The sequence below is a fragment of the Enterococcus sp. DIV0574 genome, from assembly GCF_051711125.1.
GTDB lineage: Bacteria > Bacillota > Bacilli > Lactobacillales > Enterococcaceae > Enterococcus_D > Enterococcus_D gallinarum.
The window spans coordinates 363,702-386,630 of record NZ_JBIOMA010000001.1; the positions used below are offsets into that span (position 1 = coordinate 363,702).

Annotated in this window: 18 protein-coding genes; 11 read left to right on the forward strand and 7 right to left on the reverse strand. The window is 41.9% G+C overall.

Annotated features, from left to right (window positions below; all coding sequences use genetic code 11):
• The first annotated feature begins 70 nt into the window (after positions 1–70).
• Positions 71–1,618 (forward strand): bifunctional metallophosphatase/5'-nucleotidase, encoded by a 1,548-nt coding sequence (locus IGJ45_RS01855; RefSeq protein WP_287036749.1) that lies wholly within the window; start codon positions 71–73, stop codon positions 1,616–1,618.
• Positions 1,619–1,810: 192 nt separating this feature from the next.
• Here IGJ45_RS01855 and IGJ45_RS01860 read toward each other — a convergent pair whose 3' ends face one another.
• The 3 genes from IGJ45_RS01860 to IGJ45_RS01870 are packed head-to-tail and all read right to left on the reverse strand — an operon-like array spanning position 1,811 to position 3,396.
• Complete coding sequence (locus tag IGJ45_RS01860; RefSeq protein ID WP_021149110.1) at positions 1,811–1,972, reverse strand: hypothetical protein; 162 nt, start codon at positions 1,970–1,972, stop codon at positions 1,811–1,813.
• A gap of 29 nt (positions 1,973–2,001) precedes the next feature.
• Complete coding sequence (locus tag IGJ45_RS01865) at positions 2,002–2,352, reverse strand: hypothetical protein (protein WP_003128598.1); 351 nt, start codon at positions 2,350–2,352, stop codon at positions 2,002–2,004.
• Between the two features lie 21 nt (positions 2,353–2,373).
• Complete coding sequence (locus IGJ45_RS01870) at positions 2,374–3,396, reverse strand: lactonase family protein (protein WP_103300333.1); 1,023 nt, start codon at positions 3,394–3,396, stop codon at positions 2,374–2,376.
• Between the two features lie 118 nt (positions 3,397–3,514).
• Here IGJ45_RS01870 and IGJ45_RS01875 point away from each other — a divergent pair, with 118 nt between their 5' ends.
• The 5 genes from IGJ45_RS01875 (at position 3,515) to IGJ45_RS01895 (ending at position 9,849) form a co-directional block, all read left to right on the forward strand.
• Entirely contained in the window at positions 3,515–3,865 is a 351-nt protein-coding gene (locus tag IGJ45_RS01875; RefSeq protein ID WP_003128600.1) for a PTS glucitol/sorbitol transporter subunit IIA, read from the forward strand.
• Positions 3,866–3,876: 11 nt separating this feature from the next.
• Positions 3,877–5,040 carry an AI-2E family transporter gene (locus IGJ45_RS01880; protein WP_003128601.1) on the forward strand — a complete coding sequence of 388 codons (1,164 nt, stop codon included), beginning with the start codon at positions 3,877–3,879 and terminating at the stop codon, positions 5,038–5,040.
• 228 nt (positions 5,041–5,268) lie between these two features.
• Positions 5,269–6,168 carry an ROK family protein gene (locus tag IGJ45_RS01885; RefSeq protein WP_003128602.1) on the forward strand — a complete coding sequence of 300 codons (900 nt, stop codon included), beginning with the start codon at positions 5,269–5,271 and terminating at the stop codon, positions 6,166–6,168.
• Positions 6,169–6,268: 100 nt separating this feature from the next.
• Positions 6,269–8,527: a helix-turn-helix domain-containing protein gene (locus tag IGJ45_RS01890; protein ID WP_438768759.1), complete on the forward strand. Its 2,259-nt coding sequence runs from the start codon at positions 6,269–6,271 to the stop codon at positions 8,525–8,527.
• A gap of 29 nt (positions 8,528–8,556) precedes the next feature.
• Entirely contained in the window at positions 8,557–9,849 is a 1,293-nt protein-coding gene (locus IGJ45_RS01895; protein WP_227760854.1) for a family 20 glycosylhydrolase, read from the forward strand.
• Between the two features lie 233 nt (positions 9,850–10,082).
• Here the strand turns inward: IGJ45_RS01895 and IGJ45_RS01900 are convergent, their stop codons facing one another.
• The 4 genes from IGJ45_RS01900 to IGJ45_RS01915 are packed head-to-tail and all read right to left on the reverse strand — an operon-like array spanning position 10,083 to position 14,443.
• Complete coding sequence (locus IGJ45_RS01900) at positions 10,083–11,381, reverse strand: alpha-L-fucosidase (RefSeq protein WP_003128606.1); 1,299 nt, start codon at positions 11,379–11,381, stop codon at positions 10,083–10,085.
• An 11-nt stretch (positions 11,382–11,392) separates the two neighbouring features.
• On the reverse strand, positions 11,393–11,878 hold the full coding sequence (locus tag IGJ45_RS01905) for a hypothetical protein (RefSeq protein ID WP_005472740.1): 486 nt from the start codon (positions 11,876–11,878) through the stop codon (positions 11,393–11,395).
• Positions 11,879–11,925: 47 nt separating this feature from the next.
• The gene (locus tag IGJ45_RS01910; RefSeq protein WP_147586955.1) at positions 11,926–13,788 is read right to left on the reverse strand and encodes a beta-N-acetylhexosaminidase; all 1,863 of its coding nucleotides are present in this window, start codon (positions 13,786–13,788) and stop codon (positions 11,926–11,928) included.
• Between the two features lie 28 nt (positions 13,789–13,816).
• Entirely contained in the window at positions 13,817–14,443 is a 627-nt protein-coding gene (locus tag IGJ45_RS01915; RefSeq protein ID WP_003128609.1) for a YesL family protein, read from the reverse strand.
• Positions 14,444–14,826: 383 nt separating this feature from the next.
• Here IGJ45_RS01915 and IGJ45_RS01920 point away from each other — a divergent pair, with 383 nt between their 5' ends.
• From IGJ45_RS01920 to IGJ45_RS01940, 5 genes are all read left to right on the forward strand, one after another.
• Positions 14,827–16,170, forward strand: a complete 1,344-nt coding sequence (locus IGJ45_RS01920; RefSeq protein ID WP_005472737.1) for an alpha-L-fucosidase — start codon at positions 14,827–14,829, stop codon at positions 16,168–16,170.
• A 78-nt stretch (positions 16,171–16,248) separates the two neighbouring features.
• Positions 16,249–17,202 (forward strand): ABC transporter permease, encoded by a 954-nt coding sequence (locus IGJ45_RS01925; protein WP_003128614.1) that lies wholly within the window; start codon positions 16,249–16,251, stop codon positions 17,200–17,202.
• 15 nt (positions 17,203–17,217) lie between these two features.
• Positions 17,218–18,132 (forward strand): carbohydrate ABC transporter permease, encoded by a 915-nt coding sequence (locus IGJ45_RS01930; RefSeq protein ID WP_003128615.1) that lies wholly within the window; start codon positions 17,218–17,220, stop codon positions 18,130–18,132.
• 19 nt (positions 18,133–18,151) lie between these two features.
• Complete coding sequence (locus IGJ45_RS01935; RefSeq protein ID WP_021149119.1) at positions 18,152–19,801, forward strand: extracellular solute-binding protein; 1,650 nt, start codon at positions 18,152–18,154, stop codon at positions 19,799–19,801.
• A 90-nt stretch (positions 19,802–19,891) separates the two neighbouring features.
• Complete coding sequence (locus IGJ45_RS01940) at positions 19,892–22,918, forward strand: alpha-mannosidase (RefSeq protein WP_147586956.1); 3,027 nt, start codon at positions 19,892–19,894, stop codon at positions 22,916–22,918.
• Positions 22,919–22,929 lie beyond the last annotated feature (11 nt).

Below are 22,929 nucleotides of genomic sequence, written 5' to 3' on the forward strand. Positions count from 1 at the left end.
TCAACCCGAAAGAGACCGTCAGATATCCCTGCGGTCTCTTTTACATAAATGTTAGAGGAGTAATGAGAAAATGCAAATCACCTTTCTTGAAACCAGCGACATGCACGGCTATGTCTACCCAACTAATTTCGCCGACGACCACGATCTGGCTATTGGGGCAGCGAAAGTCGCAACGAAACTAAAGCAGTTAAAAGCCGAAGCCGATGGTCCTGTTGTAATGATCGAAAATGGCGATTTTATCCAAGGATCCCCACTGAGTTATTATATTGCCAAAAGCCAGCATCCGGTAGCAGAATTGACCAAAGTGATCAATCACATGGCATACGATGTCCATGTTTTAGGAAACCATGAATTTAATTATGGATTAACGTATCTTCAAGAGGCAATCGCTAGTTATCAGTCCCCTGTTTTAGCAGCGAACATCTTAAATGAAGAGGGACAGCCCTATTTCGGCAAAGCCTATACGATCCTTGAAAAAGATGGGATTAAGATTGCGGTGTTGGGATTGGTGACCCAGTATATTCCTCATTGGGAACAACCAGCTACCATCAAAGGGATGCGGTTCGAAAGCATTATCCAAACGGCAAAAAAATATGTGCCAGAGCTAAGGAAACAAGCAGATCTTGTCATCGTCAGCTATCATGGCGGTTTTGAGAAAGATTTGGTAACCGGTGAAGCCACCGAATTGTTGACCGGAGAGAATGAAGGCTATGAGTTACTGCAAGAGGTGCCGGGGATTGACGCTTTCTTTACTGGACACCAACATCGGGAAATCGCCGCCATTGTCAATGGGGTCCCTGTGGTCCAGCCAGGTTATCGGGGCAGCCAAATCGGCCGAATCCAATTAACAATAGAGAAAAAAGAGGGTCAAACAGTGATTACGGATCAACAAGCGACATTGCATTCAGTGGCAGAAGTTTCAGCCGATGAAGCAATTTTGGCAATGATCGAACCAATTGAGACGGAATTGGAAAGCTGGTTGGATCAGCCGCTAGGGAAAGTGAACGGGGATATGCGAATTACTGATCCGATGCAGGCACGGATCGTGGAACATCCATACGTGGAATTTATCAATCGCGTTCAGATGGCTGCCAGCGGAGCGGAAATATCTGGGACAGCGCTCTTCAATAATGAAGGGAAAGGCTTCGGTACAACGATCACGATGCGGGATGTCATCACGAATTATATTTATCCTAATACATTGGCTGTCGTAAAAGTGACCGGAGCAGAGTTGCGTCTTGCGTTGGAACAGACAGCGAATTACTTAGCCGTGGAAGCAGGGAAAATCGTCTTTAATCCAGCCTTTATCGAGCCGAAACCGCAATACTACAATTATGATATGTACGAAGGAATCGACTATATGATTGATATGAACCAGCCAGTTGGCAAACGAATCACACGCTTGTTGTTCCATAATGAGCCTATCACGCCGGAACAGGAGCTGGAAGTTGTCGTAAATCAATACCGAGCGGTAGGCGGTGGGAATTACGCGATGTTTACAGCCGACAAAATTGTACGGGAGATCCAAGTGGATATGACTGAATTGATTGCTGATTATTTGAAACAACACCCAGTACTAGAAGCTGAGACGAATCAGAATTTCAAAATCGTGTACTAAAAAGCCAAAAAGGGCTGTGACATAAGTCATGCAACAAACGAACGATTCCGAGGAGAATGAGACTGTGCTTGCGCTTCAGCAAGTTTCCATCACCAATGTACGATGGATGACACCCAGTTATCCTCGGATCGTCTTGTCTAGTTGCTACTTATGACACAGACCCTTTCTATGTTCTTGTAAAAGAAAATCAGATTAGTTTTCTACATTGCGGACATATTCATCGAAGTAGCGAATCAAATCGGCTTTTACCTGCTGATAGTCTTCTTCGCTATAGTTTTTTTCCTCTAATTTTGCTTGGAAAAAAGGAAGTTCTAACTCTTCTTTTAAGCGCTCAAGCACTTCTTCTTGGTTCATGAGATCACCTTTTCGTCTATTTGGTACCATCATAACAAATTGAATGCGGCTGTCAATGCTTCATACATTTCTTTCATTTTTTCCAAACGACTTTTAAGAGAAACAAAGTCATCGTCATCATGGAAAAGGACTTGTTTCAATTCAAAATAGTAAATCTCAAAAGCATCAAAGAAGCCAGTAACTTCGGATGTTTGCAATTCTTTAAAGGTATCACAACGAATATAGGCTTTTTCTGCAATGGCATAGGTTTCAGCCGTAGTCAATAAGACGAGGGCTTCATTGTAACGGCGGCTAGTGACCAATTCATAAGTTGACTGGCACTTATTATAAATATTTGAAAAATCTTTCAGTAAAAGCTCGATGGGTGTTTTATCAAACATGGGGGAGTCCTCCTGATCGTTTTATTTTTCAAATAAGACACAAACACATTCAGGCGCGTAAACGTCTTTTTGAATAGTAGTGAGTTCACCAGTTTCGGCGTTGCGACGGTACAAAGTCAAGTTGTCGGAATTTTGATTGGCACAAACTAAGAATTTGTTGGTTGGGTCCAAGTCAAAGTCTCGCGGGAAGTCACCTTCCGTTGATAGACGTTGAATGAAATTCAATCCAGCGCCATCTTCAGTTACTTCAAAGACAACGAGAGAGTTGTGTCCACGATTGGATGAATAAACGAAACGTCCATCTTTTGATACTCGGACAGCAGCCCCACTATTAAAGTCGGTGAAATCTTCTGGTAAAGTCGGTACTTTTTGGATTTCTTCAAAGCTGCCATCAGCTTCATTGTAGCGTAAAACAGTCAAAGAGCTGTCTAGTTCTCCTACCAGATAAGCATATTGGTGGTTAGGATGGAACACTAAATGACGAGGGCCTGTTCCGGCAGCTGCAACATAAACAGCCGCTTCTGTTAATTTTCCTTCAGCAGAAACGTCATACGTATACACACGGTCTGTTCCAAGATCACATACAGCTAAGCGTTGATCCGGCGTTAAGTCTGTGTAGTGTACATGAGGGTTGTCTTGATTTTCGTGAGGACCAACAGGTTCATCATGATAGATGTGATCAGTGGCTTCAATACTGCCGTCCGCCAATATTTTGTAGACGTTTACTTCACCTTTATGATAATTAGCACCATAAACAAGTTGACGAGGTTCATCTACTGCTACATAACACAATGGTGCGCCTTCTTCGGTCACAGTATTCAACAACTCAAATTCAGGCGTATAAGCACCACAACCGCCTGCGCCATCAACTTCGGTCACAGTATAAACTCTTTCTTTTTTACTGCGGGCAAGATACGTTGGGCTCTTTTCTTCCGCACGCAAGGTCAAGTCGACCAATTGTTCTTTTTCTGTATCTAAAGTGATCGAATAGATCCCTTTACTTTCGCGACGCGTATAAGTGCCTAGGTAGATCGTTTGCAACATAAAAAAAGCCTCCTAATAGTTTGATTTCTTATTAATTCTACCATAGAATGCGGAAATGGGCGGATAGAAAAACTTCTTATGTTATAATAAAAAAAGAACATAAAGGGGAGGTTGTTGTATGAAACAAGGAACAATCAAAGCGATTGGGCCACAAGCGATCGATCAAAAAGAAAAAATGCTGATTTTTTTCGGCGACCAAGCAACAGAGATCTTAAGGGAGTATTCAGTGATCCAATCGATTCCAGATTCTCAAGATTTGGTCGTAGAAAACGGCGATACACTTATTTTTGGGGATCAGTCGTACACCGTGACACATGTCGGTCCTATCGCAAATCAAATTTTGCAAACGATCCAGCATGTGACATTTATCTTCGATGAAGTACCCGAAGAGCAACTGACCAGCGCTATCTATTTAGAACCTTTCAATTTGCCGACCCTTGAAGTTGGTATGAAAGTTATCTACAAGTAGGAGGCGGGGAAATGAAGGAAACAGAGAAGCGCCCTTTGTCCTGGTTTTGGAAGTGGTTTTTAAATAATCAAGCAGTCACGAGTTTATTAGTGGTTCTACTCGTCTTATTGATCTTGTTTATGTTTACGAAAGTATCCTATCTATTTGAGCCAATTTGGCAATTTCTGGCAATTGTTGGATTGCCAATCATTTTGGCGGGGATTTTGTATTACTTGATGAATCCTGCGGTTGATTATCTGGAACGAAAGGGAATCAAACGCATCTATAGTATTTTCGGTCTTTTTATTTTGGTCATCGGATTGATCGTCTGGGGCGTTGTGGTGATTGTGCCGAAGATCCAAGAACAGTCCATGAGTTTCGTTGAGAATTTGCCCGGATATTTGGATATCATTGAAAATAAAGTCAATGAGATTTTGTCCGATCCGATTTTCTCACAAGTTCAAGATCAATTGGAAGCATCTAATGAGAAGTTGATTGCATCAATGACCGACATCATTCAAAACTTATCACGGAGCACGATTCAAAATATCGGCAGCTTTTTTGGGGCCGTTGCAACGGTGGTATTGGCTGTCATAACGATGCCGTTTATTCTCTTTTATCTTTTAAAAGATGGACGACAGTTAGCACCTTATTTCGTGAAATTTTTGCCGACAAAAATGCGTAAACCATCATTGACGGTTTTAAAAGAGATGAATGATCAAGTTTCTTCTTATATTCGCGGGCAACTAACAGTCGCATTTGCAGTAGCCATCATGTTTATGGTCGGTTTTAGTTTGATCGGCCTAGATTATGCCATCACATTAGGGATCGCAGCTGGCTTTTTGAACTTGATTCCATACCTAGGCTCTTTTCTAGCGATGGTTCCGGCGGTCTTTTTGGGTATCGTCGGTGGTCCTGTCCTGTTGGTGAAAGTCCTGGTCGTCTTTGTGATCGAACAGACTATTGAAGGGCGATTGATCTCACCACTCGTTTTAGGAAACGAGTTGTCGATCCATCCCGTGACGATTTTATTAGTATTGCTGACTTCGGGTAAACTCTTCGGACTTGTCGGCGTGATTCTGGGGATCCCGGTATATGCTGCGGCAAAAGTGATCATTACCCATATTTTTGAATGGTATACGACCGTATCGAGTTTGTATGAAGAAGAAACGGAAAGCGATGTTCAGCAAGAATAGTTCGAAGAAAATTTTTTGACGAAAGATCTTTGTGAAAATCACACTGACTCACACATTTTTCTAGTTTTTTATCGGAGTATAAAAAAGCTGAATTTAGAAGGCTGGAGCGAATTGCTTCAGCCTTTTTGTTATGTGCGATTTTTGACACATAGTTGCAAGAAAAACATATAGCTTCTGTTTCTAGAGAATGCTTATACTGAAAGCACATACAAGCAAAGGAGCGTTGGAATGAAGATTCTTGCAGTAGATATCGGAGGGACAATGATCAAGACGGGGTTGTTGAATAGTCACGGAGAAAGAATACAATTAGGAAGCTTTCCGATGAATAAAGACTATTCAACTGTGATCGACCGATTGATTTCACATATTGATAATGACTATCCAAAAGACTTTTCCGGAATTGCTATTAGTACGACAGGATTAGTCGATCCAGTGACACAACAGATTGGGATGGATTCACCGCTTTATGAGGGATTTGGTAATCGCATGGTTTCTTTTTTAACGGACTATTATCAAAAACCCGTCATCGCGGAGAATGATGGCAATTGCGCGCTTTTAGCAGAAAAATGGCTGGGAAGAGGAAGAGGCGCTAGCAGTTTTGCTGTCATTGTTTTAGGTACCTCTGTGGGAGGCGGATTGATGGTCGATAACCAGTTGATTCGTGGCAAACACTTTTTAGCTGGCGAGTTTGGTTATATGCTGTTTCCTGAAGTCGAAAAGAAAGATTGGGAAATTTGGAGTATTGCCGGTGCAACAAGAACATTGGTAGAACAAGTTGCAGCCGAAAAAAAAGCCCCCTCGATTGATGGGTATAAAGTTGTTGCTTACTACCAGCAAAACGATCCGGCAGTGACGATTTGGGTGGATCGCTTTATTGAAAAGCTAGCCGTGGCCTGCTACAACCTACAATACATTCTTGATCCAGAAATTGTTTTGATTGGAGGCGGAATCAGTGAAAGCGACTTTTTACTGCCGCTATTAGAAAAGAAGATTCAGCAGATTGCAGCGCAGATTCCTAGTACAGTTCGATTGCCAAATGTTGCCTGTTGCCAGTTTGGGAATGAGTCCAATTTAATTGGTGCTTGCTACAATTGGTTACTGCAAACTTTTGAAATGAAAACTAGCTAAAACAGTTGCAATTCTAAGATAAAAATGTAATAAAAAAATAGTCTCTATTTTTTTATTATGTAAGCGTTTAAATTGCAGCGAATGAAACAAGGGTCAGGTGATAAAAGAGAAAAAGTTTTACGATCAAAACGGGCAAAACACGTTCAGAGGGATCGCGCGCTCAATCAGTTCCTACTTGCTGGTATTCCTGATCCCCTTTTTAACGGTCTCGTGGATTTGGTATGCGACTTCTGTCAAAAGTATCAATGAACAGGTTGCATTAACGGCAAAGAATCAGTTGATTCAATTGAAATACTCCTTAGAGAACAACTTCCTTCAATTGAACTACCTGACCCAGAAAATGACGGATGACCATCAACTCTCATTAAATTTTTTGACCCATCCCTATTATTCAAAGGAAGGCAAAGCAAGCCTGCAAACCTACAAGATCACGAATGAGTTTGTCGAAGAAGTTTATTTATACTATAAAGAAGAACCGGAGAACTTTTTTTCTTCGATTGGCAAATTATCCGTCGAAGGTTTCTTAGAAAAAGTAATCCCAGATAATGATATGCAGCAAGGACAGCTGATCGATCAGCTAGAGAAAGCTTATCCAACGTTGCTGACTATCGAAGGGGCATCATTGGCACGGCATCATTCCCGATTCTTCTACATTGTGCCGTTACAAAATGATGAACTGACTGTCTATGGAGCAGCTATTTATGAGATCAAAGAAGCTAGCTTAGCAAAAATGCTGGACTTGACCAATAGTGATGGTGCGAGTACGAATTATTTGATCAATGATGAGTTTCAGATTTTAGCTAGCACAAATCATAACGATTTGACAGTTTTTTTGAATGATCCCCAAGAAATGGCTCAGATCACCACTCAGGACACCTTTCAGTTTAATCAGCAAAAGTACCTCGTTCAATCAATTCCCAATGAGGAACTGCATATCTCAGTGGTATCGGTGACCAATCCATCACAAGCATTATCGCTGGTCAATCGCGTTCAAGAACATTTCATTCTTATTTTTATGTGTATTCTATTCGTGGGGATCATTGCTGTTACATTAATGGGGATCAGAAATTATCGACCGATCCGCAAAATCGAACATTTGGTTCGAGAATTCCATAAAGATATGGAGATGTCGGTCAATTCGATGGATGATGTTCATAATACATTGGCTGCTGTTTTAGAAGAACAGCAGGAACTGCATAAAGAAATCCAGATGCAGACGCCGCATGCTCGAGAACAAGTTCTTAGAAAGCTGATGAGCGGTCGTCTGCGTTCGGAACAAGAAGTTGCAAGGCTGATCGAAGCCGTTCATATTCATTTTCCTGCGGACAATTATTTTGTCATCACGATCGATACCAAAACCGTGGCTTCAAAATATAAAGCCGGCGAGAGCTGTTTTCTGATTGACTATATTGAAGAAATCAGCAGCCAAGGGTACACAGCCTACGCCACCGAGATCCTTTCCACTGAAGTGATCGCATTGACTGTGGGATTTGATCACAGATACCAACAGGAAGAGATCGTTCAAGAAGTCGCGGCAAAAATAGCAGCTGCGATTGGACTGCTTCCAGCAATTGGGGTGGGAACCATCGTCAATGAATTGACGGCTATCAATGAATCTTATATTGAAGGATTAGCTGCATTGGATTATCATGTCAGTAACAACCAGCAAATCATTTATTACCTTGAAATTTCCGCAGAAGAACAACGCTCGGCGATCCAGTATCCCGACAGTCAAAAATTAAAACTGATCCAAGCATTGAATCAAGGAAATAGCGATATCGCAATTGAAACGGTGCATTGGTTAATCAAAGACGGGTTAAGTAAACAACGATCTCAGCCGGTCCAAAAGATGTATGGCTATTATTTATTGAATACGGTTGCACAAACTGGAGGCGAATTAGTGGGAGAGGAGATTTTGCTATTTGCAGCCGAACATGCAGATTTTACTAATCTGATGCAGCTAGGAACGGTGTTGCAACAATTGGTCCAGCATATTTGCGAAAAAGTGAGGGATCGACCACAAAATCAAGAATCGGAGTTGAATGAAACGATTTTTGCTTATATCAAAGCAAATTTTCAGTCTTCTCAGCTGTCATTGGAATCTATTGCGGAAGAATTTAAAGTATCTGTCTCTTATATTAGTCGATTTGTGAAAAAAGAAAGTGGCAAAACATTTTCTAAGTATATCCAAGAACTGCGGTTAGAAAAAATCAAACAAGAATTAGTCGAAACCGATCTACCGATCAAAGAAATCATTCGGGACAACGGTTATTATGATGTCTCGAACTATACGCGTAAGTTTCGAACGATCGTTGGTGTAACACCAGGACAATATCGCAAAATCAACCAAAAACGCTGAAAATGCGAAAAATGAAGGGAAATGTGACAATGAAAGAAATGACTCAAAAAGCGAGAGAACTTTATACTTCTATTGGTGTCTCATTAGAAGAGGAACCAAAAATTAAGATCGAACCTGCACTAACGGCAGATTTTATTCTTGATGAGGAACAAAAAACGATCACTGCGAAAGATCCCCAGCAATTATTTTATGGTCTGACAACCTACTATTTGAATCAAGTGACGAAGAAACAACAAAAAAACAGCTACACCGCCCAAATCAAGGAGCGCTGCCTAATGATCGATATTGGCCGCAAATATTTTTCCTTAAAAGAACTAAAAGCACTCGTTCACAGTATGGCTTTTTTTCAGTTTACCCATTTGCAAGTCCATTTTTCAGAAAATGAAGGATTTCGAATCGAGTCTGAATGTTTTCCGGAGATTGTATCAACCGAATATTTAACAAAAACAGAGATCCGAGAACTAATCACATATGCCAAAGGTTACGGTATCGAGATCATTCCTGATTTTGACTCCCCTGGACATCTCAAGCAAGTCTTAGCCACCCATCCCGAATGGTGTTTACCTAACGCGACTGGTGGGGTCGATGCTAGGGCATTGAACATTCTTGACCAAGAAGCTGTTGCTTTCATCCGAGAGATCTACAAAGAATACGCAGAGCTATTTGTAGACAGCCATTATTTCCATATTGGTGCAGATGAATTTGTTGATTTTGACCGTCTAGAAGAGTTTCCGACTTTAGTTGAAGCTGCCAAAGAAGCATATGGACCAGAAGCAAGTGGGATTGAAGTATTCATTGCGTATGTGAATGATTTGGTGGACTATGTGACTGACTTAGGTTTTGTTGTTCGTGTATGGAATGATGGGTTTTATCGCTTGAATCGAAAGGAACAGCTTTCCTTAACGAAAAACTGTGAGATTTCCTATTGGACACGCTGGAATCAAAATATGGCACCAGTCGCTCTTTATTTTGACAAAGGCTATTCTGTGATCAATCACAATGACAATTTCTTTTATTATGTAGTAGGTGAAGCTGCAGGGTATACGTATCCGACCTATGAAAAAATAAGCGATGAGTTTACATTAACGACTTTTGCCAACGGACAGCAAGTGACCCAAGAACAACTAGCACAAACCCCAGCGATCGCATTAGCGATTTGGGCAGATATCCCAGATGCAAAAGAAGGTGCGGCAGTGATCACAGAAGCTTTTTGGCTGCAAGCTATCATTAGCCTAAAAGTTTATGAAGAAACAGATCCAGGGAAAGAAACCTTTAGCCAACTATTTCAGAAATGGCAGTCGTTGTTGACTAAAGAGCAGTAAAGCGAAACGTTCTCTAGGAAAACGTGACTTGTTTTAAAGTGGACGATAAGAAGAGATTCCTAAGAAGAATACATGGAGAGAATACCTAAAGCGAGTATTTAAAGCAAGTACTTAAATAGTAGACGGCAGTCTAGTGAATCTTCGTCGTGGGTTTGCGAGGAAGATTTACTGTCTGCCGTCTATTTGCTAGAGATATTGTCTAGCGCTTTACGGTATTCTTTGTTCTACTCTTTTCACTTCAATGTAATCTCAAGGACTGGAATGAGAACATTAGGTGGCACTACCGGCAGCGTGACGACTAGATCATTAGGAGCAATGACAGCTTCCGTAGAAGTGATGACTTCATTAGGATCAAAGCCACGATAAAAAATTTCAGAGCCATCATGCAAGAAGCGGATAAAGCGAACTTGATCAGCAATTTCCGGCAAATGAATATGTTTGAAGGGATAGCTATATACATGCAAATAGAGTTTCTTGCCATTTTGAGTATAACGACAATCTTTAGGTACCGGGTATTTACTAGGACCACAATCGATGATAGCTTCTTTATGCAGCCGTATCCATGCACCAATCGCCTGCATTCGTTTGACTGCCCGCGGGTCGATCTCTCCTCGGGGATTAGGACCAATGTTCAATAAAAAATTACCCCCTTTTGAAACCGTATCGATCAACATTTTCACCAACATATCACTTGATTTCCATTCCAACGCATCGCGATCATAGCCCCAAGTCCCGTACATTGTCTGACAGGCTTCCCAAAGAACAGGTAAACCGTCTTTTTCCAGTGGTTTTTCTGGTTGAAATTGTTCAGGGGTGGTAATTCCCCGACCAAGTTCCAAGCGATCATTGATCAGCATATCCGGTTGGAGTGTCCGACAGATTTTTTCCAGTCGCGAACTGTCCCAGTCTTCTGCTCCTTTTCCTTTAGACCAGCCCCAATCACGATGACTGTAAGGAAAGTCGAACCACATATAATCGATCCTGCCATACTGAGTCAATAGTTCGGTCACTTGACCAGCAATGAAATCTTGATAAATAAGCATATCCCGTTGAGAATTGGACTCTCGAGCGGCTAAGTCACTTCTTTGAGGATGCAATCCATCAATCGTAAAATGAGGGTGGTACCAGTCAATCAGCGAATGATAGAGTCCGATTTTGATTCCCACATCACGAAACGCAGGCAATAATTCTGCGAGTAAATCTCGCTTAAAGGGTGTATTGGTGACTTTATAATCGGTCCATTCACTATCCCATAGGGCGAACCCTTCATGATGTTTCGTAGTAAAGACTATATATTGAACACCGCAATCTTTAGCTGTTTGGGCCCAAACAGCAGCATCAAATAAATTGGGATTAAATTGGTCGAAATAAGTTTCTCGATAAGTTTCGGGGGCAATTTCTTCGGTGGTCATAAACCATTCGTGGCGTGCACCAATACTAAATAAGCCAAAATGAATGAACAACCCAAACCGATCATGAATAAACCAGCTAGGATCGGGGTAATGATCAGGCCAATTCTGAAATGTTTTCATAGAGATACTCCTTAATCAATGAATTCGGTGTTTGTCATAACCGTTTCTTTAATCTTCCACTGCCCATTCTCGAGCACAAAGGTATGATGGGCTTGGGTAATATGGTCGCGATAGTCATTCTGTCCTTGGTTCACTGTTTTTTGCTGTGCAGCTACCAGCATGGAGTCTGCTTCTTGTTTGACAACTTCAAAAGACAAGAGTTCATGAGTCAAATCATATTTCGCAAAAAAAGCGTGCATTTCCCTTGCCGTAGATTCTCTTGCAGAAGTAACAAGGGTCGCTGTGTAGCCCTCAACGTCTTTCTGGGTGGCTGCCTGCAGGTTTTGCTTTAGTACGGTCAGACACGCTTGTGCTGCAGAAGAATCTGTAACGGCTCCTGTAACTTGCAAACGAGCTACAGTGGTTTCTGCTGAACGAGAAGTTGTCTGTTGATAAAAAAATAGACCGCAAATGAAAAGTAAACCAACGAAAAATAAGGGATAACTCTTTTTTTTCATGCAAATCCTCCTTGTTTTCTGCACTATTTTTTGTACTTTTTTTGTACTTATACATCAGATATCTTGCTGGCACTATAAATGCCATGGAAAAGATTTCTTCCCAAACTGCCGACACTTGAGGGATCATCTACTGGCAACAGTGGCATCTCTAGTTCTGGTAATCTAGTGATGTGACCATCCAAATAGTTCTGCAAACGCCATTGTGCCATCTCGGCACGTTTAGATAGAGCGCCGTAGCGAAGATCGATCACTTCAAACCCAAAGGGGCGGTTCCATTCAAACCACAGATCTCTATGAGATTGATGCAAGTGTTGTAATTCCTGCTGATAGTGCTGAATCATCTCAAGGGCTTTTTGAAGGTTCTCACGTTTTTTTTCATGATAGGCTTCTGAGATCCAGGGACTCAAAGAAGCTTTCAAAGCTAGTACCACCGCTAATTGGTGATAAAAGCGGAACATCCGTTGTGTGTCCTGTGTCCCCGTGACTGCGGCCAATCGTTGGGCCAGTTCCTCATAATGTTGGGTCAATGGCACCTCTCTGAATGTCTTTTCATAAAGGCCATAAAGAATATCTTGATAAAGCAATAATTTACTTGGATTTGATCCAGAAGGATTTTCGGCAGCAACACCGGGAGTTTGGTCAAAAAGATCCAGCAAAAGAAAATCTTCTGCTTGTGATCCATGAAATAGTTTCAAGTGATCTGTGACTATCTCCCGCGATGGCGTGGCATAAAACTGGGCCTCGCTAAATAATTGTAGACCTAACAAGCTGGCAATCATCGGGGTCTCTGCGCCGTCATCTCCCCATAAGGTAGCATAGACTTCAGTGATGCCATTTGCTTTGGCACTTCTTAATGCTTGCTCCATTGTAGCGATGGTTTTGCCATAATTGGGTGCCAGTCCATTCCATGTCCAAATACCGCCAGCAAATACTGTGGGTTGGTTTAGCTTTTTATGTTCAGCAAACAGTCGTTGATACGTTTGAAAATCATGATGATAATAATCCCAGTACACCATGTTGACCGCTGGAATTTGCTGAATGACTTCTGGAGGAATGACGACTGCTGGATCATAGTAATCGCCTGTTGGAGAACCGATCCGAAAGAACATGTCACTCCACATCATGGGTTCTAGCTGTAGCTGTTCACAGAGAGTGATGACGTGTTTTAAATGTTTAATCATGATGGCAAAGCGATCTTCTAAACCATTGTGTTCGAGGTAACGACCTTTTCCTAATTGGTGTGCTTCATCCATACCAATATGGATTTTATTTGTTTTGAAGCAGCTGCGAATGGAACGAAGAGCGGCTTCAAGAAAAATGTAAGTTTTGGGCTCACCAACTAGCAGAATGTCTTCCGTGTCACGTATCTCTTTGGCAAAATGCCACTTTAATGGATTTGTCAAATGAGCGAGTGTTTGGATCGCAGGAACTAATGTAACGCCTAATTGGTCAGCGTAATGGTCCAATTCCCGCAAGTCAGATTGACTGTATCTCCCTCGCAAATGACCAAAATAAGGATATTCAGGAATTTCGTAAGTATCTTCCATATATAGCATGAGACTGTTGAGCCCCATTTTGCTGCTCAACAAAATGAAACGTTTCAACTGAGGCACTGTCAGTACTGCATTTCGAGATAAATCGATCATAGGACCGATTTGGTCAAATTGCGGAGTCTCTTCGTGGACAAAATCGATATCTGCTTGCATCCATAGAAGGAGCCCTCGAAATAAATGGGCTTTTTCCTGATAGTAAATCGTGGCTTTTTCTGTATTGGAAATGATTTTCAATGATCCTTTTCGGCGGATCAATTCAAGCGGTTTGCCGGTTTCTGATAGTGACAAGCCAAGTTCAGGAGCAACGATTTGAAAAAAAGCGGCGACGTTTTCGTTGGCGACAATCTTTATCTCCATGATTCACTTCTCCTTTAGTAAAAAATCGTCAGTGTTCATTTGTTAGCAACTCTGTTTTTTGGATCGCTTGATAGGCGAACCAACTGATTGGCCAGAGAAGCAAAGGGATGAAGGCAATGAATAACAAAATCGGCAAAAAGGTAGCGGCGAATGTAACCAAAAACACACCTAAGATCATGGCAATCGTTTGTGGCACACTAACGATCATTAAAAGAAACGCATTCCTGAAATAGACCCAAAAAGGAAGATGGTAGCGGACAAAGACCGGCAGCAAATAAAAGCTGATGAGCAAACCGCTGATAAAGAGTACCGTCAATCCGAAATGGAGAAAGGCATTTTGCAAGAATGTACTGGAGATCCGCAGCTCGATCCATAGCAGCAGCAAGATCGCCATTTGCAGCAAACCTAGTTGATTACTACGCCAAAAATTTTTGGCTGTCTGTTGTTTGAACCAACTATAAAGTTCAGCAGGCAGTGGTTTTTTTGCAAATAATTCAAAGAAATAGCGAATAACAGTAGCCGTCGCTGGAAAGAAGCCAAAAATGATTCCCCCCCGTAAGACAAAAAAGAACCACAAAAAATGCAATCGAATCACCATCAGCAAATAGTCACCCAACCGGTAAGATAGATCAAATAACCCTCGTGATTGTTTCATGGACACCCCTCTTTTAACTAATTGATAAAAAGTAGAAAACTACTAGCCAAATAGTAGCAAGAAATGGACCTTTTAGAAAGCGTATTCAAAAAATTACATAGCCGAACCAGCTAATACATACACCTTCCTAAAGCTATCTTTTGAAAACATTCGATTGCGACGAGGAGCGCTAGCCCGCAGTTTTCTTACAAATGAGAAAGGTGAAATTGCTAGAGTGAACATGGCGTCTGATACCGTAAGCTAAAACTTCAATTGAAGTGGTGTGTTTTTTAAAAAGAGTGCTCTTTTGTTACAAAAAAATAAAGTTTGACATAGCTGCTGAAACTACATATTGATAGCGCTTTATTTTCTCGTTAGATTAGTGGCGAAAGGGGTTGGATAAATTGACAACAATTCGTGGGGACATTGAGTCTGCGAAAAACAGTAAGCAGGATGATCGTTGGTACCCTGAGTCAGAGATGCTGGCCAAGCGTTTGGAATGGTTCCAAGATTTAAAATTTGGGGTAATTTTCCATTATGGCTTATACGCACAAGCGGGTATCGTTGAATCATGGCAACTATCAGAAAAAGATGAATGGGCAAGGGAAAATAAAGCTTATCGAGAAGATATCAACACATTGCGTCTTGATTATTGGCAACTGATCAAAGCGTTTGCACCGATAGAATTAGATACTGATCAGTGGGCTGAAACGTGTAAAAAAGCTGGCTTCAAGTATTGTTTGTTCACAACGAAACACCATGACGGCTTTAATCTCTTCAATACGCTGGAGTCAGAATTCAAAATTGGCGGTAAATTGAGTCCTTTTAAACGAGATATCCTAAAAGAAGTTTTTGCCTCGTTCCAGCAAGCGGGTATTGCTACTGGGGCTTATTATTCTAAGGCGGACTGGTACTCACCGTTTTATTGGCTGGATGATGAAACGATCAAAGGGCGTCACGCAAGTTATGATCCATTAGAACAGCCAGAAATCTGGTCGCGGTATGTGGATTTTGTTCATCGACAAATTCATGAAATCACTGGCAACTATGGAAAAGTGGATTTGCTATGGCTAGATGCCGGCTGGTGTGGGCAGGGGAAAGAAGATTTACAGATGGATCGCTTAGCGGAGATTGCCCGGCGAAACCAGCCAGAATTGATCATTGTTGATCGCATGATGGGCGGTAGACATGAGAATTATGTGACGCCAGAACGCAAGATTCCTTCTTTAGAAGAAATCCCAACAAAAGTTTGGGAGAGTAATATACCTATAGGCAATGACTGGGGCTATGTTCCCCATGACACCTTTAAAAGCAGCCAAGAGTTAGTCGATACATTAATCGATGTCGTCAGTAAAGGCGGAAACTTAATTTTAGGAGTGGGTCCAACACCAGAAGGAACTTTCACGAAAGAAGAGACCCAGCGCCTGCTTGAAGTGGGTGATTGGTTGGAACAATATGGGGAAGGCATTTACGAGACCCGAGCTAGACCAGAAGCGTGGACGGAGAATTGGCATCTTACCTATAGCAAAGATCAAAAAACACATTATGCCTTTCGCAGTATCACAACAAATTTGCAGCCGCGAATTTTTCTGAAGGAGATCCATGCAGATGAAAAATCCGTGATCACAGATTTAGCAACCAATCAATCACTGACGATTCATGGAACGGGTGAAAACGCCTATATTGCTTCATCAGAAGTGCATCAGCCTGAACTTGGAGCAGTTGGCATTCGCATTTCTACACATTGAAGAAAAAATACACATTGCTTTGAAAGCGAATTCATTTCATATTTAGTATACAAACCAAAAACACAAGGAGGAGTATGAATGGAAACAACAACGATCAGAGAGCCTGTGTCAGCATCAAAAAGTAAAATCAAAGAAATGAAGACTAAATTAAAAAAGAGTCGACAGTTATATTTGTTTGTCCTGCCTGCTTTTTTGATTATTCTGATTTTTTCTTATGGGCCGATGTATGGTGTGATCATCGCCTTTAAAGACTATATGCCTTCTTTGGGAATATTCGAAAGTCCTTGGGTAGGGTTCAAACATTTTCAACGCTTTTTTGATTCTTATTACTTCTGGGATCTAATGAAAAATACATTAGGTATCAGTTTGTACTCTTTGATCGTCGGATTTCCGCTACCGATCATCCTTGCACTGGCTTTGAATGAAATCAAGGATGGTCCATTCAAAAAAATTACCCAGACAGTCACGTATGCCCCAAACTTTATCGCAGTAGTGGTAATGGTCGGAATGGTTATTGCATTTCTGTCTCCTTCCACTGGGATCATCAATCACTTTCTAGATTTTATCGGCGTAGGAAGAATCAATTTTATGACTGAACCGCGGTGGTTCAAAACAATCTATGTATTATCAGGCGTCTGGCAAGGCACAGGTTGGGGATCGGTTATTTACTTGGCAGCATTGTCTGGAGTGGATACTCAGCTGCATGAAGCTGCCACCATCGATGGTGCTTCTCGGCTCCAAAGAGTTTGGTATATCAATATTCCAACGATAATGCCGACCATGGTGATTTTACTGATCATGAGTTTTGGTAGTTTGATGTCGGTGGGATTCGAAAAAATCATTTTGATGCAAAACCCATTGAATATGGAATCATCGAATGTCATTGCAACCTTCGTTTATCAGCAAGGGCTTTTAGATGCACAATATAGTTTTGCAGCAGCTGTTGGGTTATTCAACTCGTTGATCAATTCCATTCTCTTGATTTTAGTCAACGGGATTGCGAAACGGCTGAGCGATTCGAGTCTCTTATAGAAAGGTGGTATAGGAATGAAAACAACTTCATTAGTGAAAGATACACGTGCAGATAAAATCTTTTTGGTTTTTGTTTATTTCTTTTTAGCCATAGCATTACTAATCGTTCTCTATCCATTGATCTATATCGTTAGTGCGTCGATTTCAAATCCTCATTTAGTCAACTCGGGGGAAATGTGGTTATTGCCAAAAGGGGTCACCTTTGAAGGCTATCGAACTCTCTTAGGCAATAGCAGCATCTGGCGCGGCTACTTAAATACGATCTATTACACTGTTTTAGGAACATCCATCAATTTGTTGGTGACACTGCCTTGTGCTTATGCACTCTCCAGAGATGATTTTTATGGCAGAAGAGCTTTTACCAATTTCATGCTAGTGACAATGTTTCTTTCTGGGGGCTTGATCCCTAGCTATTTACTGATCCGCAGCTTAGGGATGTTGAATACGGTTTGGGCTTTGGTTATCCCAGGAGCTGTCTCTGTCTATAATGTGGTCGTTACGCGGACCTTTTTTCAAACGACGATCCCAAGAGAGATGGAAGAAGCGGCAATCGTGGATGGCTGCTCGGATTTTCGCTTATTCATGCAGATCGTACTGCCTTTATCTACGCCAATCATTGCAGTTATGGCACTTTTTTACGGGGTAGGACACTGGAACAGTTTCTTCAGCGCATTGATCTATCTGTCAGATAAATCCATGTATCCATTACAAATGATTTTACGGGAAATTTTGATTTTACAAGATATGTCATCAAATACTGTCAGCAATGTGACTTCCGAAATGGCCAGTATGTTATACAGCAAGCAACAGTTAGCAGAGGTCATCAAATACGGTGTCATGATCGTTTCATCATTACCGGTCATTATTGTCTATCCATTTTTGCAGAAATATTTTGTCAAAGGCATGATGGTAGGATCAATTAAAGGATAAAACATAGAGGAGGAAGAAGATGGGAATGAAAAAAATTTTAGGAGTAACAGGGGTGTTTTTGTGCAGTGCGCTTTTACTCAGTGGGTGCGGGAACACAAAAAAGGAAACAACCGGAGAAAATGAAGGGGTAGCCATCAATCATGACAGCCAATTTCCGATCATTAAAGAAGGCGAAGAACTGACGCTGAACATTATGGCGCCAGGAGTAGGTATGGCAGAATGGGAAGATATGCCGACGCTGCAGGATTATCAAGAAAAAACAGGAATCAAACTGACTTATACGACACCCCCTTCTGCTGACTTTAGTACCAAGTTGAACTTAGCATTTGCTTCAGGGGATCTGCCGGATATCGTTTATGGCGCAGGATCGAATTCGCTCACTTCTTCAATGGAGATCGATTATGGTTCCCAAGGAATTCTGCTGCCGTTAGAAGAATATATCACGCCGGAAATTATGCCTAATCTTTATGCATTGACCCAAGAAGATCCGTCCATCTTAAAATCGATCACCACACCAGATGGCCATATTTATTCATTGCCGATGATTTCGAGAAATGCGACATCTATTTGGTGGCAAGGTCCGATGTGGTACAACGGAACGTGGCTAGATAAGTTGAATGTCAAGGAACTGCCAAAGACAACGGATGAATTGTATGATTTGCTGACACGATTCAAGAACGAAGATCCCAATGGTAATGGCAAAGCCGATGAGATTCCTTTGACCGATGTCGATATGAATTCAACAAGGGTATGGCTGATGGCAGCTTTTGGGTTACGGACACGAGGCGTTCAAGTAGATGATGATGTGGTTTCTTATACACCAATCTCGGAAAACTATAAAGCATTCCTTGAGTATATGAACAAATTGTATAGTGAAGGTTTGTTGGATGCGGAAGTTTATGGCCAATCCGACGAACAGAAAAAAGCAAAAGGACAAAATGATCAGTTGGGCTTGTTCGCCGATTACTTCAGCTTCTTTACGACAGGCCGCAGCGAGATTGAAGCGATGAACGATGCCATGTTCCAACCATTGACTTCAAAATGGTCGCCAGAAGCAGTGATTCCAGGAAGTCCACGAATTTCTCGGGGCACCTTTGCCATCACAAATGTCAATCCATCGCCGGAAGCTTCGATGCGCTGGGTGGATTACTTCTATTCTGAAGAAGGTACGAAATATATCGAACAAGGACCTGAAGGCGTTCTTTGGGAGTACAAAGAAAATGCTGACGGCCAAAAAGTACGAGTTTATGCAGAAGGCATTGATACAGAAAATACAGAAGATGAACGTGGCAAGATCACACCAGCATACGGGTTGACAACACCGAACATTGTTATCGATACGACAGGTGAATATCAAATCTTGAAATCCGCGGATGAACAACCTGATACTCGTTTCAGTGACTGGGTGGCCAAAGAAACAGCAGATAAGATGGATGACATTGCGGAAGTGCCATTTCCATTACTTTATCTGACTGTAGAAGAAAATGATAAAGTGGCTGCTACGGCTACTGACTTGACAACGTATGTCGAACAAATGGAAGCCAAATTCATTACGGGTGTCGAGCCAATCAGTAATTGGGATAAATATGTTTCGACTATCGAGTCCATGGGGATCGATGACTACATTTCCGTTTACCAAACAGCATATGATCGTTGGAAAGAGAACTAGAGTCACGGCAATAGGAGAAGCGGGCTTGGACAATTTCTTGTCTACCCGCTTTTTTCCTCCTCAGAAACCGAGTAAAGGAGAGAATACAGCGTGCAGTTATTTGAATTTGAACGTATCCGTAAGATTTTATTTCAATTAAAGAATTACCGGATTCGCTATCAGGTGCCTGTTAATGACTTGCAGTTAAAGCAAGAAAACTGGGCACCCTATGTGCAAGGAACTTTTTTTGGAGAAAAGAATTGTTATTACACAATGAAAGGAACTTTTGAACTACCGGAAGACTGGAAAGAGATGTCGGTTGCTTTGCAAGTCTATTCTTCGCTCTCTGAATGGGACAATACGACAAATCCGCAAATGAAAGTGTTCTTGAATGGGAATTACATTCAGGCAATTGATGTCAACCATCGAGAAGTGCGGTTGGATCCCTCGGAGCTAACAGGAACAATAGCCTTACAGATCGATATTTTTTCGGGACGAGAAGAGAAGAAGTTTCCGCTTTACGTGAATCTATTGGCGATCGATCCTATCGTTGAGCAAGTCTGGTTTGATTTCTCGACGATTTTTGACAGTTGGCGTGCCATTAGGAAATTTGGCGGAGAAGAACAAATCTATCAAAGCTGTCTGTCACAAGCTGCCAATGCATTAGATTTTCGAGCCCCCTATACGCCGCGATTCTATGAAGGCCTCACAAACGCGCAAGAATGTCTGCAAGCGTGTTACAGCCAAGAGATTCGTCAAAAAGTGACCGCAGTCGGGCATACCCACATCGATCTGGCATGGCTTTGGACGGCACAGCAAGCGGTTGAAAAAGGAGAACGCAGTTTTCAGACCGTATTAAAATTGATGGATGAATACCCTGAATATACGTTTCTCCAAAGCCAACCCCAGTTATATCAAGCGATCAAAGAACAATATCCTGAGTTATATCAGGCAATCAAAGAGAAGATTAAATCTGGACGCTGGGAAGTAGAAGGTGCTATGTGGGTAGAAGCAGATTGCAACTTGACCTCCGGTGAATCATTGGTAAGGCAGATTTTATACGGCAAACGCTTTATCAAAGAAGAGTTTGATCATGAGAGTCAGATTTTGTGGCTGCCGGATGTTTTTGGCTATTCCGCTGCATTGCCACAGATCTTGCAAAAGACCAATACACCTTATTTCATGACAACTAAATTGTCTTGGAATCAATTCAATCAGATTCCTTATGATTCGTTTTACTGGCAAGGGATCGATGGCAGCAGAGTTTTGACTCACTTTATTACAACGATCAGTGAAGGCTACAGTCCAAGACCCTACTACACCACTTACAATGGGCTTTTAGACCCTTATACAGTCAAAGGCAGCTTTGAACGGTACCAACAAAAAGATCAGCATGATGAGATCTTGATTGCATACGGCTATGGAGACGGCGGCGGCGGACCTACTAGAGAGATGCTGGAGACAAAACAGCGGTTATCAAAACCACTCCCTCAGATGCCAGTGATCACTGGCGATCATGCGGGCAAATTTTTTGACCGATTAGCCGCAGCTTTTGCTCATTCAGAAGCCCCGGTCTGGTTTGGCGAACTCTATTTTGAGTACCATCGTGGGACACTGACCTCCATCGGTAAAAATAAGAAAGCCAACCGCAAAGGCGAATTTTTATTGCAAACTATTGAGAAGCTTTACAGTGCCTATCGAAGCGAAGCGTATCCGCAAGAGCTCCTCGAAAGGCTCTGGAAAAAATTGTTGTTCAATCAATTTCACGATATTTTGCCAGGAAGTTCGATTGGCGAAGTGTACCAGCAGACAGAAGAAGAGTATGCTGCTCTTTTTGAAGAAGGCGAGCAATTGATCCAGTCCCTCGTGGCAGGAGGAACCGCCAGTGATGCAAATCATCAGGTGGTCTATAATCCATTAGGCTTTACTCGTGATGCCGTAATCAAAGTTGATAGTCCGGCGATTCAAGAAGATTATCTGACACAGCGAACCGAAGATGGTTGTTTGCTGGTCAAAGTTCCACAAGTCCCTAGCTTAGGTCTGCGTTCCCTAACGTTGAGGGAGACTATCTCAGAACCAGTAGAACAAGAGTGTGTTCCGTTGACTCGTCAACTGGAAACGACCGACTTTGTCGTAACATTTAACGCGGCATATGAAATGACTGCTCTTTTTGACAAAAGACACCAGCGAGAGGTCTTGCCAGCAGGAGAAGTGATGAATCAATTGATTGCTTATGAAGACTTACCGATGGATTATGATGCGTGGGATATAGACATCTACTACGATCGTAAAGCTTATCCAGTAGAGGATGTGACTGACGCATCAATCGTCGAGCAAGGCGAGATTCGTGACACGATCCGTATCAAACGGACGTTTGAGCAATCAACGATCATTCAGCTGATCCATTTCTATCATGGAACCGGCAGGATCGACTTTGAGACAACGGTCGATTGGCATCAGCATCATCTTTTATTGAAGGCGCAGTTGCCAATTGCCGTCAATACGCTAGATGCCACTTTCGATATCCAATTTGGGAATGTCAAACGTGCCATCCACAAAAATACCACTTGGGATTTGGCACGTTTTGAGAGTTGTGGGCAAAAATGGGTCGACTTGTCTGAAGATGGTTATGGCGTCAGTGTGTTGACGGATTGTAAATACGGATTCAGCACAGCTTACCAAAAAATTGGTCTCTCTCTTATCAAGTCGGCGACTGATCCCTATCCAGAAGCAGATCAAGGACTTCATTCGTTTACCTATTCTCTCTATGTTCATGAAGGTGACTGGAAAAAAGGACAAACGATGGAAGAAGCGTTGGCACTCAATGTACCAGCATATGTATTGGCAGATTTTGATCAGCAGCAAGAGCAATCTTTTTTACAAGTGGATCACAATAATGTGCTGATCGATTCGGTCAAAAAGGCTGAAGCAGATGAAGCCATCGTGGTACGTTTGTATGAATACCACAATCGCAAAACGACATGCCGCTTGACCGCAGCTAAAAAAATCAAACGAGCAGTGCTAACGAATTTATTGGAAGAGGAACAGCAGGAGTTAGTGGTCACGGGCGTGTGCCACCAAGTGGTGATTCCTTTCAACCCTTATGAAATTCAAACGGTCAAGGTCTATTTTGACTAATCGGCATTTTT